Genomic DNA, 12,127 nt, shown 5'->3' with positions numbered 1-12,127 from the left:
TAAACCGGATATTTATTAATCCTTAAAGAAAATAATCGTTGTGCCTGAGGGAGGCACGAGATGAAAGAAAGCGTTATTCCACGATAACAATCCCGCTCCCTGTCCAGGGATGTGAGAGCAGGTAATAGTTGTAGGTCCCACGGGAATTGAAAGTGACATTATAGCTGTCACCCCTTCTGAGAGCAGGCGACTGGAATGAGCTGCCGCTTATGACTGATGCGGCAGTATCATTGCTTATCCACCTTACAGTTTCACCCTCTGCTATTGTCACGGAGTCGGGATTGAAAGAGAAGTTGTCTATATAGACTATCGTTACACCAGGCTCTATATCGCTTACGGATGTATCCCTTTCATACAGGTTCTCCAGGCAGCCGGCAAGGATCAGGAAACCTGATATAAGAGTAAGTGTTATCAGCTTTGTTATCAACTTTGTATTCATTTGCCACCTCTCATGGTCTACCGCCTCTTATGCAGTATCGGGGCCGATTCCCCTTTCCCTTTGCAGGCGGTACATCTCTTCAAGCCTGCCCAGGGTCTCAACATCCTCCAGGGACTTGTCGTCCCGCACATTCACAAGCCGGGGGAAGCGGAGAGCATAACCGGATTCGTAATTGGTGCTCTTCTGTATCTCCTCGAAGGCAACTTCAAAGATGACCTGGGGTTTGAGCTCTATCCTGATACCCGATTCCATTACTATGAGATCCGAGAAGATGGCCGTGAGTTCAGCCAGCTGCTCGTCCGAGAATCCGGTAGCCACCTTTCCCACCGGCAGGAAGCGTCCCGTCCTGGGATCATGGCAGGCGAGGGCGAAAGACCCCATGAAGCTTGTACGCTTCCCATAACCCCATTCGGCACCTATTACAACCAGATCCAGGGTCTCCATGACAGGTTTCTTTTTGAGCCAGTTCTTACCCCGCTTCCCGGGAGAGTAAGGGGACTGGGGATTCTTGATCATGATACCCTCATGACCTGCCTTGAGAGCCTCAGTATAGATCACACTGATCTCCTCATAATTACTGGTAAGCACTTGCCTGTCCACACTAATGGAATCGCCGTTCTCCACACAGTTTTCAAGCATTTCCCTTCTCCTTATCAAAGGCAGATCTATCAGATCCTCCCCATTGAGGTACATTATATCAAAGATGTTGATCGATAAAGGGATTTCCTTTGCAGTGGAGTCAACCTCGTATTTTCGCCTCAGGCGCCTGAGTATGTCCTGGAAGGCACGGGGATGGCCCCTTTCATCCAGGGCAACCGCCTCCCCGTCAAGAATGGCCGAGTCCGCATGAACATATTTCCTGATAGATGCAGCAATATCAGGCAGGGAACTGCTGATGTCCTCAAGCTTGCGGGAGTACAGGGTCACCCTGTCGCCATCCTTATGGATCTGGACCCTTGCACCGTCGAACTTCCACTCGATGGCCGCTTCGCCTACTTCCGCAATAGCTGACTCGATGGTGGGAGCGATCTGCGCAAGCATCATCCTGATAGGGCGGTTCAGCTGAAGACCAAGTCCCTCCACAGCTTCGGTCCCTCCCTCCCGGGCTGTGGAAGCTACAAGTCCCATGTCATTGGTGAGCATGAAGGCGCGCTCCACGGAAACCACCGGAACATTGAACGCAGAGGCTATGGCATCGCGCACAATACCTTCACCGACCCCTATCCTGAGGTCCTCCACGGCAAGCCTGGCGATATACCCGACCTCTTCGGAGCCTGAGCAGTTGAAAAGATACTGCAGGTTCTTGATTTTGGATGTCTGGGAACCCTTACCGGACGATCTGGAAATGGCCTGGAAACGCTCAAAGACCTCATGGAGGGAAAGCTCAGGGGCTTCCTCGAGGAATGATGAGAACGTTGCCTGGCCCTTTGATTTCCGTGCCAGTGCTTTCACTGCGGTCCTGCCAATATCTCCCGTTTCCTTAACAAGGTTCTCGATATCACCAACCGAAAGCCCGGAAGACCTGGCAAGCGCGGCATACAGGATGCCTGCGCCTACGCCCACTTCCTGGGAGCTCCATGCAGGGAACACTTCACCCATGACAAAGTGAGTGACAATTGGAAGTTCCTCAGGGCTTACCTTTTTCAGCAGTTCTGCAACCTGTGAGGTCATCTCCAGGGAGCCCGGGGTCGCCTCTATCACCTTACAGGCCTGTGCAAATTCCCTGAAGCTTGTCATGTCGATCAGTTAACCTTAGTTCCTGTAGATGCTGATGATATCGCTCAGGATGGCACTGGCTGTCTCTATTGAGCCTGCGCCCCTTCCTGTGATGGTTATGGGACCTGCGAGATCGGTCTGTACTGAGAACACATTAAGTGTGCCTCCCACTGCAAGTGGATGGCTCAGCGGCACCAGTTTGGGTGCGACGTTGATCCTGCTGTCGTTAACCTCGCCTATGAGCTTGATGGCAAAGCCGTCGGCGTTCGCAAGTGAGAGCGCCTCGGGAGTTATCCTGGTGATACCGGTCACTGTTACATCTTTATAAGAAACGTTCATGCCGAAGATGGAATTGGCGACTATCACAAGCTTGGATGCTGTGTCAATACCTTCAACATCATATGAAGGATCCTTTTCAGCTATCCCGAGTTCCTGTGCCTCGGCCAGCATCTGCTCGTAAGGGGCTTGTTCCTCCATCATGCGGCTGAGGATATAGTTGCAGGTTCCATTGAAAATGCCTTCCATACTGATCATTCTGTTACCTGCAAGCACATCACATGCAAGGTTGATGACAGGCATCGCACCGCCCACGGTGGCTTCGAACCTGCAGTAAGATCCTGAGCTCTTAGCTGCCGCCATCACCTCACCATATTTGAGAGCAAGGGGGCCCTTGTTGGACGTCACGACATCCATACCTCTCTCAAAGGCGGCCATCATATTGACAAGTCCCACGCCACCTGTCTCGATGTTCGTAGGGGTGGTCTCTATCACCAGCTCATGGTCCACGGTCCTTATTATCTCAGTACCGGAAATGGTATCGCTCCCCACTGCGCCTGTTTCTTTTTTCCTGGACAGTGCAGATGCAAGGTCCACACCCTGAGCGTCAACGACCGCTGTCCTCGAATCCGCTATGGCGATCACTTTCATATCTATGCCGATGCCGCGCAGGTAGTCACGCTTGTCAAGAAGCACCTTTGCAACACCCTGACCCACAGCCCCGAAACCTATTATTGATGCACGTATCGTTTTCATTATATCACCCTCAGTTGACACCTATAGGCTCTATGACCAGCAGATCCTTCTCCTTTGCAATGGATTTCAGCAATTCTATCGCAGCGCTCATATGCTGTTTGCTCACAGCATCGATCTTCAGGGAGGCTGAGGAAGGCCTGTTTATACGCGGCATCGCCAGATTCAGGTCAACAACTTCCGCATACCCTGTATTATCGATCTTATCAATGGTATCCTTGATGTCAGTGTGTACTATGTGGCCTATAAGTATCACTGCACCGTGCTCAAGATATCTCTTCTCGTCTACGCTCACCACGCTGATCCCGCTTTCCTCCAGGAGGGAGATTATGTTGTCAAGGTGATCGGACTTGATCTCGAACACAAGCTGCACAGGGATCTTGCCGCGGGGCGTCCTCTTCTCATGATGATGCACGACAGATATGAGATTGCCCTTAAATTCAGAAACGGGCTTCAGTGCAAGGACTAATTGCCCCGGGATGTCTTTCAGTTCAAGGTCCATAGAAACTCGCATATATACCTCGTAAGAGTCGATAAGATACTCTGATGATTTCTGTATCCTTAGGCATCAAATACAGTTATATATTTTGGTTTGTCCCTTCAGGCTGAATACGCTCAGCACCATTCTCTTCGGGATGTACCAGGAATACGACATTTCCCCTGCCTTTTTTGAATTTCCGTACAACCCCGCGGTCCTCAAGGTCGGATATCATCAGGCTGACCTTTGCTTCCGAATGTTTCAGGGCCCCTCTGAGATCCTTCTGGGTAATGCGGCCACCGTTACGGGAGATTACGCTTACCATTTCCCGCAGGTCATCAGGCAGGCCAGTATATCCGGCATTAATATCAGGGATTGTCTCATCAGCAGGACTGATATCATCTTCAGCCAGTACAGGACTGGCCTTACGTCGTACTGACAGCAGGTATGTACCCGCAGCAAATGCCAGGGCTGTCAGTATCAGGAGGGACAGAGTGCCGTATGAGAATGAGTTACTGCTTTCATCTTCTGCAAGGTCGGCAAGTTCATCGAGCTCGGTGAACTCGGCTTCATTCAGACCTTCATCATAATATGCAGGGAGAAGGATCAGGTCAATGACATAATCGCCTGAACCGGTTATTGTTATCTCTTCCTGCGTATAGCGTATGAGCGTGCTATTGCGATAATAGCTCGCAGATACAGCATAGTCTCCCGGTAACAGATTGAATGAATAGAGTCCATATCGTGCAAGCATGGACTGGGGTGGTGTGGAATTGACCTCCACGATGACATTCTCCAGAGGTTCAAAGGTGCCCCATTCATATATAACACCATGGACAGTTGCCATGTCTGCAGCGGCAGCAAAATGGATGCTTGCCAGGAGGAGAATAAATAAAGTTAAAATGCACGGGGTTTTTCGGGTTGACACAAACTGTGTATTTATTAAGTACATGCATATAATATTTTCTTCTAAAAGATAACTGAAGAAATATAAAGTTTCATCAAGTAAAAGGAGCCATAATTGGGCTTAGATCTGATGAAAAAGTTCAGTAAAGATTACGTAAAGTAAAGTATGCTTATATGCTCGCCTGACAATCAGTAAATTGCAGGCGCAAGTGCAGAGACAGTAAGTTAAGCACAATGTCCTGTAAAAAACGTTGAGAACAAAGGCAAAAACGGACAGATCAAAACTCGGATTCTTAGAATCTGTAAGCTGCAAGCAGATATTGGGTGGAACTTGGTACATAGGTACCTGCTTGACGGGAATTCTTCAGATTCTAAGAATCCAGCAGTTCTGATTACTGAAATTCCATGAAAAACGCCAACGAGAGGGAACACATGAGAAAAATGGGAATTAAATTATTTACATATCTTGCAATAGTACTTATGGTGGCAAGTATCCTTTCCACAGGAGCTCTTGCTGCGTCGGACAACGCACAGAAGGCAGGACTCCAGATCAAGGACAGGGACCGCGACATGATCAATGCTAACGGGAATGCCCTGCGCAAACAGGCAGAGGGCCTGAATAACACGACTCAGGATCTGAATAATACGACCCTGATGAACAGGGCTAAAGGGAACAATAATGTGAAGGCAGGTTACCTTGATGCAAGGGACAACTTCGTGAAAATGAAGAACAATGACAAGAACCTTGATTCGGAAGAAGCTATTGAGGCCACAAAGGATTACCTGAACAGCACCATAGATTATATGATCGTTTCCCTTGAAGATGAGGAATACATAACACAGCTGGAACTGATAAAAGAGGATGTGGCTGCAGCAGATACAAGGAAGGAACTTGCGGAGTGCGCCAGGGACATAAGGGATATCTGGAAGGATGCAAACAGGCAGAAAACAGCATCCGCGTCAAAATCTGCAGATAATAAACTGAGTGCTGTCATAAGGACATCCGAAAACATGGCACTACGTCTTGAAAATGAGATTGCACGCCTGGAAGGCAACGGTGAGAATGTAGCGGAACTCAGGTCAATGCTTGAGGAATACAGATCACTGATCGCGGAGGCAAAAGTATACCAGCTGCAGGCAGCAAATGCTACTGATGCAGATGAAAAGGCCGAGCTTATCAGGAACATGAACATGGCAGGGCAGAAGATAAAAGAAGCAAACGCCCTCCTGAAAGATATGCTCAAGGGCCTCAGGCAGCACCGTGAGGGACTGGTGGTGCTTACCGGGAACAACACCCTTACAGCTGAAGGTAATGGTACTGCAGTACTTTCAGGCAACCTTACACTGGAATTCAATGCAACTGATGCAAAGCTCGTGGTAAAGGATATGGCCGGAGATGCAGTTATCAACACAGGCAATGCATCCTACGCATTATCTAACATAGATGCAGGTAACAGTGAAAGTAATAACAGGGCATTTGTCTTCCACAACCTTACAGGAACAGTCACTATTGAAGGCAGCCGCCTTACAGTGATGATCCGCTCAGAGGATATGTCCCTCTCGGTTGACGGAGAAGGCACAGCAGTCCTCTCTGGTGATGGCTCCTATGAGCTCGAAAGTATCACCAAAGAGTGGGCAAAGTATGACGATGAAAATGATGAAGAGGAAGAATCTGATGAGGGTTCCGAAGAGTCTGACATGGATGAGGATGACGAGAATCCAGAGAACGAGTCCGTGAACAGCTCCTTCAATAACACCTCAGAAGGCAATTCCTCCGTATCCGGCAACCTGACCGGTATCTGAACGGCAGCATTAATCTGATATAAGGGAATAGTAATATAAAAATATTAATAAAGGGGATGATGATTGATGCTAAAACAAAAGTACGTTCTGATACTCGGAATTATGTTGCTGGGCCTTATAGTTTCAGGCTGCACGGACAGTGATGTGAAAGGAGATGACACCTCATCCGGGGATGCAAGTGGGGCGGAGTTATCCGAAGCAGATGCATTGTTAAGTGAGGAGCGGATCGGTGTCACCGACCCTGAGATCGTGCAGCTTGAGGCCGAGATGGCAGCGTTTGAAACGCTCCTAGTGGAGATGAGCACAGGGGAAAATATATCCGTCGAAGAGATATGAGCAAGTATTGCTCATGTCTCTTCTTTTGCTTTTCTTTTTACAAATACCGTTGCAGACGATAAATATAGTTCTTGAAAATATGATTACCTGTAGAACCACTATATAGGAAAGCATATATAGAAGCACAAACAATTGAATCCTGCTTATGAGTAAATATGACAATATCTCTACGAGGTAAAAATGGGGAACATGCTTAAGACAACGTTACTGCTGGCCACGCTTACAGGCTTACTGGTCATTGTCGGTCAGATGGTTGGCGGAACTTCAGGAATGATAATTGCCTTCATATTCGCAGTTATCATGAACTTTGGTACTTACTGGTACAGTGATAAGATAGTCCTCAAAATGTACCGCGCGCAGGAAGTGACAGCTGCGGACCATCCCCAGCTATACGGGATCGTGCAGAAGCTGGCACTCCGTGCAAACCTTCCCATGCCTAAGGTGTACATCGTCCACACATCAATGCCTAACGCATTTGCAACAGGAAGAAATCCCCAGCATGCAGCGGTAGCTGCAACCACAGGCATACTCAGCCTTCTCAATGCAGAAGAACTGGAAGGCGTGCTGGCACACGAACTGGCACATGTAAGGAATCGTGACACACTGATCAGTGCAGTTGCCGCAACCATAGCAGGTGTTATCACAATGATAGCTACCTGGGTGAAGTGGGCGGCCATTTTCGGTGGTCTCGGCGGAAGGGATGATGAAGGCAGCAGCAATATAATCGGATTCATCGCGCTGGCGGTCGTAGCACCCATTGCAGCCACAATAATCCAGCTTGCCATCTCACGATCAAGGGAGTTCGCCGCAGACGCTGAAGGAGCACGCATCTCACAGAAACCATGGGCGCTTGCAAGCGCGCTTGAGAAACTTGAGTACGGCTCTGCGCATTATGTGGAGAGGAGAGGGGATGTGCATGCATCCGAGAGCACTGCGCATATGTTCATAGTGAACCCGCTCAAGGGAAGCTCGCTTATGAACCTGTTCAGGACACACCCCGTGACCGAGGAGCGCATCAAGCGCCTCCGCGCAATGTAAACAAGATATATCCGGAATTAGAAGTCAAAGAGGCTCACCTGGCCGGGCTCGATCAGGTGAATGACCTCTACTCCGTTTTCTTCCAGCTTTATGGAAAGATAATGCCTGTGGCATCCCTTTGGGCTTTTCTCCGCGCACATGAGCACTACTTTTCCACCGGCTTCGTTAACTCTGGCTATATATGCCAGTAGCTTTGAAAAACTACTCCTGAACTCGTCGGTGCCCATATATTCGACATATGGAGACTCACGCATTCCCCCGACACCTTCGCAGTGACTGTAGATTATATCGTGCAGGGGAAGGGATTTTTCCAGAGACTCCTTGTTGAATTCATCAAAAGTTGACTGTGGATACCTCCTGATATCCACAAGGTTTGTTATCCCGTTCTGCATAAGCATCCACACAAAATCATTAAAGGACCGGTTGCCATATCCTATGCTGTAGCATTTAGTTTTTCGCACCATCAGTAATATTGATTGGCGTTAATGTTATTGAATACTTCGAAAGGAAAGGCTTTTGACCTGTCAACGCAAATCAGGCTTCTGATCCACAATAACGGATATGAAAGTGCTCCCTTTCCTTCCTCGGGCTTCCACCCGAGCCATCACTTCATATGGTTCTTCGAGACAGCATAATATATCTTTCATTACATCATCATGAAAATCCTCTGCTATAAGCAGCAATCCTTTCATGCCTGTCAGCTCCCCGACAGTATACTCTGACATTTCCGCAAGGCTCTGGTTACAGTCAAGAATAGTGCCCTTATCATGAATGCAATACCTGCAAATGAAGAAACTGGACAGGCAGCCAAATATCCTTTATCTTAAAGATACTGCTTTGTGGGATCCAGTCAGTTCTGAAACAGATACGTATATATAACATCGCTTCCTGCTTGACAGCAAAAAGAACACATGCGTCGCTGTTTATGAAAACGAACCGGAACAAACCGGGACTGTAGGTTCCGGGACAAGAGGTCAAAATGAAAGTATCTGCCGGCATCTCCAGGATCAATGGTGAAGTATTTGCACCGTCTTCAAAAAGCTATACACACAGGGCCATCACTATAGCCTCACTCTCGGAAGAATGTATCGTCTACAGGCCACTTCTGTCAGCTGACACGCTTGCAACGGTCAGGGCCTGCGAGGCCTTTGGTGCACGCATTGAGAAGCAGCATGACAGGCTGGTGGTCCACGGGTTCCGGGGAAAGCTGAATGTGCCTGATAATGTTATAGACGTCGCCAACTCCGGCACGACGTTAAGGTTCATGACAGCCATCTCCGCACTGGCAAAAGGCAGCACAGTACTGACAGGTGATAGTTCCATCAGGACGCGTCCCAATAAACCTCTGCTCGAAGTGCTCAACGATCTGGGGGTTGAGGCATTCTCTACCCGTGGCAACGGGTGTGCACCTCTTGTGGTCCGCGGCGGGTTCAACGGCGGCAATGCCACGATAGACGGCTCCATCAGTTCCCAGTTCATCTCCGCCCTGCTCATAGCATCTCCCCTCACAGGAAGGGACACCACTATCTCGATAAGAGGCGATCTTAAGTCCAGGCCATACGTGGATGTCACCATAGAGATGCTCAGGCAGGCAGGCGTGGAAATAATCACGAAAGAGAACGGCAGTATCAGTTTCGTTATCCCCGCAAACCAGGTCTACGACCTCAGGGAGTACACCGTGCCGGGGGATTTCTCATCAGCCTCTTACCTTCTTGCAACCGCAGCCATGACGGGGTCCACAGTCTTTGTGAAGAACCTGTTCCCTTCAAAACAGGGAGACGTAGAAATAATTGACGTGCTCAGGCGTATGGGTGCCGACATAACATGGGACATGGAAGAAGGTACTGTGAAGATAACAGGAAAAGGAAAACTGGAAGCAATAACATTTGATGCAGGCGCCACTCCTGATCTTGTGCCGACCGTTGCGGTACTTGCTGCGTGCGCCGAAGGTGTCACCCATATCAAGAATGCCGAGCATGTGCGCTACAAGGAGACAGACAGGCTGCACGCCATGGCAGTGGAACTTGCAAAGATGGGTATCAGCGTAAAAGAAGAAAGGGACAGCCTCACCATTACAGGAGGAAAACTGCAGGGTGCCGAGGTGCACGGATGGCACGATCACAGGATAGTCATGTCACTTACAATAGCGGGCATGGTGGCAGGAGATACCACTGTCGATACGGTTGAGTCCGTGGACATATCCTATCCCGGATTCTTTGATGATATGAAAAGACTCGGGGCAAACCTGAGCATGCTTGAAGGGTGAATACCCTTCACTCATTTTCCTGAATACGAATACTCTGAGGCCTTGCGTGAACTGATAGCCTTCTTTCTCATATAGTCAGGGATAACATCCTTCTCGACCACCGCCCTTGATGTTCCAACACCCACAACAATCACCTTGGTCTCAACAGGCTCTTCTCCTTCCCTGATGGAAAGTTCCTTCCTTGTGACTTCTATATCCACGTCACCGGGAGAATATCCTGCTGACTGCATGTAGTCGGCTACTATTTTCTTCGCGGTGCTGATCGCAAAATCAATGGCTTCCAGATGCTCGGAGAAGATGTACCTTCCTTCAGGCGTGAACACAAAGTACTTCACGACCTCTTTCGCGGTCTTCAGTTCCTCTAGAGTGACATCCTCACCTGTTATAGGGGCGAAGTCCCTCTTCACAAGTATCTCCACCCGCTTGATGCCCTTACCTACGAGGGCACCCACTGCATTGCCGACGCTTGAGTATTCCGGGACTATGATCTGCGCATCTATGAGCCTGCCCATCTCCTCCCTGAAAGCGCCCACCGGGCCACCAAGCAGCACTACAGGAGTCTCGATCTTGAAACGTGTGAAGTTCTCACCTGACAGTATCCTGTCAACCACGGATTCCGGGATGCCCTCTATCAGATAGGATATCAGGTCATGGGCCATGTTCCTTGCAACCTTGCGCCGCACTTCGGAACAGAACTCCTCCGGTGCCATTTTGACAAACCTGGAAAGCCTCTCAGCTCCTATCCTGGATGCCTGGGCATCCCATAGCCTGAACTCGCCGAGCACGTGCAATGCATCTGTGGGAGTGAATGCAATGGCCTGCACCAGGCGCTTCTGGATAAGGCTGTCCAGCGACCTGACACTGGGCTGTTTCTTGAGCCTGATGAAGAGCTCGTGGTAGGATACGGGTACGCCCTGTATGGCATCGTATATCTCCTCTTCGAACCTGCTCAGCTCCAGAGGCCTGCTGGCCGTCCTCACGAAGAACTTAGTTGGCTGTACATTCTCACAGAACAGCTTCCGGGAAGGCGCCTTGCACTCCTGGAGCTTGGCCATGAAACCCGGGTACTCCACTGCGGCGCGACATAATGGAATTACCCTCCTGGGACCGATGAACATCTTCTCATCGTGTACCCACACATGGCTATCGCCGCCGGTAGCAGATGTTTCCATCCTGATGGCCTTTACCATTGTCTTCCAGCCGCCCACGACGGCTCCCTGGTCGCTCAGCTCCGGGATGCCGTTGCGTATAAGCGCCACGTCGGTGCTTGTACCTCCCACATCCACCATGGCGCACGTATCATATCCTGTGAGATAGGCTGCGCCCACAAGACTGGCAGCCGGCCCCGAGAAGATAGACTCTATGGGCCTTTCCAGGGCTTCCTCCATGCCTACTACCGAGCCGTCACACTTGAGCATGAGGAGGCTGGCATCGATACCTCTTGAACGGATGTCCTGCATGATGGACTGGATGAACTTGTGCGTGATAGGAAGCAGTTGTGCGTTAAGATAGGCTGTTATGGAGCGGTCATATGCTCCCACTTCCTGGGAGAGCTCGTGTCCGCATACCACAGGCAAGCCGGTAAGGTCACGGATCATCTTCTTGACCCGAAGCTCGTGCTCGGAATTCCTGTTACTGAAGAAGGAGGATACTGCAAACGCGGCCACATGGTCCTTTATCTCCATTGCGAACTTCCTGACCCCTTCCTCGTCAAGAGGCGCAGCCTCCTCGCCGTTACTGGTGTGCCCTCCGCTGAGCCGGACGTAGTACTTCGCAGGGAAACCCTCCTTCGGGATGACATAATCCCCTACCAGAATCACACCCACCGGAAAACCCGTATCCTCAAGTATGGTATTCGTGGACAGGGTCGTTGAGACGGAAACCAGTTTGACATCCTTCACATACTCGGGCGACAGCTTATCAATGACACCTTTAATGCCGGCTATGGGGTCAGGATATGTGGTGAGCACCTTGGCAGACTCCACTATCACGCCATCCGAATCACGAACGATAACTGCGTCTGTAAACGTTCCACCGGCATCTATTCCCAGACTGTATTGCATGTTGCGCTCTCCTTCGAAAATAAATATGATAAGTTGAATTTAGGAAGTATGCT

At 49.7% G+C, this 12,127-nt stretch carries 12 protein-coding genes; 4 read left to right on the top strand and 8 right to left on the bottom strand.

Annotated elements, in window-relative coordinates; all coding sequences use genetic code 11:
* Nucleotides 1-73: 73 nt before the first annotated feature.
* From PV02_RS03910 to PV02_RS03890, 5 genes are all read right to left on the bottom strand, one after another.
* Nucleotides 74-439: a cupredoxin domain-containing protein gene (locus tag PV02_RS03910; RefSeq protein WP_256622050.1), complete on the bottom strand. Its 366-nt coding sequence runs from the start codon at nt 437-439 to the stop codon at nt 74-76.
* 27 nt (nt 440-466) lie between these two features.
* The gene (locus tag PV02_RS03905) at nt 467-2,176 is read right to left on the bottom strand and encodes an ATP-dependent DNA ligase (RefSeq protein WP_256622049.1); all 1,710 of its coding nucleotides are present in this window, start codon (nt 2,174-2,176) and stop codon (nt 467-469) included.
* Nucleotides 2,177-2,191: 15 nt separating this feature from the next.
* A complete protein-coding gene (locus PV02_RS03900; RefSeq protein WP_256622048.1) occupies nt 2,192-3,187 on the bottom strand; it encodes a homoserine dehydrogenase in 996 nt (331 codons plus the stop codon).
* 10 nt (nt 3,188-3,197) lie between these two features.
* A complete protein-coding gene (locus PV02_RS03895; RefSeq protein WP_256622047.1) occupies nt 3,198-3,698 on the bottom strand; it encodes an amino acid-binding protein in 501 nt (166 codons plus the stop codon).
* A gap of 64 nt (nt 3,699-3,762) precedes the next feature.
* Complete coding sequence (locus PV02_RS03890; protein ID WP_256622046.1) at nt 3,763-4,509, bottom strand: helix-turn-helix transcriptional regulator; 747 nt, start codon at nt 4,507-4,509, stop codon at nt 3,763-3,765.
* Nucleotides 4,510-4,973: 464 nt separating this feature from the next.
* Between PV02_RS03890 and PV02_RS03885 the strand changes: the two genes are divergently transcribed.
* The 3 genes from PV02_RS03885 (at nt 4,974) to htpX (ending at nt 7,745) form a co-directional block, all read left to right on the top strand.
* Complete coding sequence (locus tag PV02_RS03885; RefSeq protein ID WP_256622045.1) at nt 4,974-6,371, top strand: hypothetical protein; 1,398 nt, start codon at nt 4,974-4,976, stop codon at nt 6,369-6,371.
* A gap of 66 nt (nt 6,372-6,437) precedes the next feature.
* Nucleotides 6,438-6,707 carry a hypothetical protein gene (locus PV02_RS03880; RefSeq protein ID WP_256622044.1) on the top strand — a complete coding sequence of 90 codons (270 nt, stop codon included), beginning with the start codon at nt 6,438-6,440 and terminating at the stop codon, nt 6,705-6,707.
* A 180-nt stretch (nt 6,708-6,887) separates the two neighbouring features.
* Complete coding sequence (htpX, locus tag PV02_RS03875) at nt 6,888-7,745, top strand: zinc metalloprotease HtpX (protein WP_256622043.1); 858 nt, start codon at nt 6,888-6,890, stop codon at nt 7,743-7,745.
* A 17-nt stretch (nt 7,746-7,762) separates the two neighbouring features.
* Here the strand turns inward: htpX and PV02_RS03870 are convergent, their stop codons facing one another.
* Together PV02_RS03870 and PV02_RS03865 are read right to left on the bottom strand one after the other, a co-directional pair.
* Entirely contained in the window at nt 7,763-8,209 is a 447-nt protein-coding gene (locus tag PV02_RS03870) for a DUF488 domain-containing protein (RefSeq protein ID WP_256622042.1), read from the bottom strand.
* Nucleotides 8,210-8,269: 60 nt separating this feature from the next.
* Nucleotides 8,270-8,518 carry a PAS domain S-box protein gene (locus PV02_RS03865; protein ID WP_256622157.1) on the bottom strand — a complete coding sequence of 83 codons (249 nt, stop codon included), beginning with the start codon at nt 8,516-8,518 and terminating at the stop codon, nt 8,270-8,272.
* A 206-nt stretch (nt 8,519-8,724) separates the two neighbouring features.
* On the opposite strand from PV02_RS03865, the gene aroA reads away from it, so the two are divergent.
* Nucleotides 8,725-10,011 carry a 3-phosphoshikimate 1-carboxyvinyltransferase gene (gene aroA, locus PV02_RS03860; RefSeq protein ID WP_256622041.1) on the top strand — a complete coding sequence of 429 codons (1,287 nt, stop codon included), beginning with the start codon at nt 8,725-8,727 and terminating at the stop codon, nt 10,009-10,011.
* 11 nt (nt 10,012-10,022) lie between these two features.
* On the opposite strand, the gene PV02_RS03855 is transcribed toward aroA, so the two are convergent.
* Nucleotides 10,023-12,074, bottom strand: a complete 2,052-nt coding sequence (locus PV02_RS03855) for a hydantoinase/oxoprolinase family protein (protein ID WP_256622040.1) — start codon at nt 12,072-12,074, stop codon at nt 10,023-10,025.
* Between the last annotated feature and the right edge of the window lie 53 nt (nt 12,075-12,127).

Source organism: Methanolobus chelungpuianus, assembly GCF_024500045.1.
GTDB lineage: Archaea > Halobacteriota > Methanosarcinia > Methanosarcinales > Methanosarcinaceae > Methanolobus > Methanolobus chelungpuianus.
Note: the sequence above shows the minus strand (reverse complement) of the source record. Positions and strands in the feature narration are given on the sequence as shown.

What these genes read in the sequence shown, in the direction of transcription:
- PV02_RS03895 (WP_256622047.1), bottom strand. Translation starts at nt 3,698, where the DNA reads ATGCGAGTTTCTATGGACCTTGAACTGAAAGACATCCCGGGGCAATTA.
- PV02_RS03855 (WP_256622040.1), bottom strand. Translation starts at nt 12,074, where the DNA reads ATGCAATACAGTCTGGGAATAGATGCCGGTGGAACGTTTACAGACGCA.
- htpX (WP_256622043.1), top strand. Translation starts at nt 6,888, where the DNA reads ATGGGGAACATGCTTAAGACAACGTTACTGCTGGCCACGCTTACAGGC.
- PV02_RS03880 (WP_256622044.1), top strand. Translation starts at nt 6,438, where the DNA reads ATGCTAAAACAAAAGTACGTTCTGATACTCGGAATTATGTTGCTGGGC.
- PV02_RS03890 (WP_256622046.1), bottom strand. Translation starts at nt 4,509, where the DNA reads ATGGCAACTGTCCATGGTGTTATATATGAATGGGGCACCTTTGAACCT.
- PV02_RS03900 (WP_256622048.1), bottom strand. Translation starts at nt 3,187, where the DNA reads ATGAAAACGATACGTGCATCAATAATAGGTTTCGGGGCTGTGGGTCAG.
- PV02_RS03905 (WP_256622049.1), bottom strand. Translation starts at nt 2,176, where the DNA reads ATGACAAGCTTCAGGGAATTTGCACAGGCCTGTAAGGTGATAGAGGCG.
- PV02_RS03910 (WP_256622050.1), bottom strand. Translation starts at nt 439, where the DNA reads ATGAATACAAAGTTGATAACAAAGCTGATAACACTTACTCTTATATCA.
- PV02_RS03870 (WP_256622042.1), bottom strand. Translation starts at nt 8,209, where the DNA reads ATGGTGCGAAAAACTAAATGCTACAGCATAGGATATGGCAACCGGTCC.
- aroA (WP_256622041.1), top strand. Translation starts at nt 8,725, where the DNA reads ATGAAAGTATCTGCCGGCATCTCCAGGATCAATGGTGAAGTATTTGCA.
- PV02_RS03885 (WP_256622045.1), top strand. Translation starts at nt 4,974, where the DNA reads ATGAAAAACGCCAACGAGAGGGAACACATGAGAAAAATGGGAATTAAA.